This is a genomic window from Roseateles sp. P5_B10, from assembly GCF_056400485.1.
On record NZ_JBFULE010001459.1, the window covers coordinates 1 to 722 of the forward strand.

At 66.2% G+C, this 722-nt stretch carries 1 protein-coding gene; it reads right to left on the reverse strand.

Annotation, left to right across the window (positions count from 1 at the left end):
• A partial coding sequence (locus tag AC1DU6_RS33965) for a hypothetical protein (protein WP_477862807.1) occupies positions 1-722 on the reverse strand: 722 nt, incomplete at both ends.

Sequence of the window (722 nt, forward strand, 5' to 3'; positions counted from 1 at the left end):
GTGTGAAGAAGGGCAGGTTGAGCGCCGTGCCAGGACCGGCGCGGTAGACGTTGCCGGCCAGCGTGATCTTGCCGACCTGGTAAGGCCGGCCCACCCATTCGTGGGCGATCAGGTTGTAGTGCACCGCCCGCCAGCCGGGGTTGTAGATCAGGTTGTTGACCATGGCGCCCCAGACGCCGCCCTTGAACAGCGCGTTGCGCTCGCGGTTGGACGCATAGACGTTGCCCAGCAGCAGGATCTGCGTGGCGTTGTCGTGGATCAGCGAGCCCTTGCTGTGCTCGCCCTTGATGTGCACGGCCTCGTTCAGCCCCTCGTAGATGAGGTTGTGGCTGTAGGTGATGGCATGCGAGGTGTGGGCGCGCCAGTCGTCGGGGGTGGCGCCCTCGAAGCGATGGCCGCCGACGGAGAGGTTTTCGTCCGTTGCCCAGGAGAAGCTGCAATGGTCGACGATGACGCGCTCGGCGCCGTCACCGGTGGAGAAGCCGTCATGGTCGTTGCCGCTGCGCTTGGCCCGCCCGAAGGCGCCGGGGCGGATGCTGATGTGCTGCAGGATGACGTCCTTGGCAAACACTTCCAGTTCGCCCTTGACCAGCGTGATACCGGGGTCGGGCGCCGTCTGGCCGGCGATGGTGATCTTTCCTTCGCGCAGCTTCCAGCTCTTGCCCGCCAGGTCGATGACGCCGCCCACCTCGAAGACGACGATGCGCGGCCCGGGCGTATCC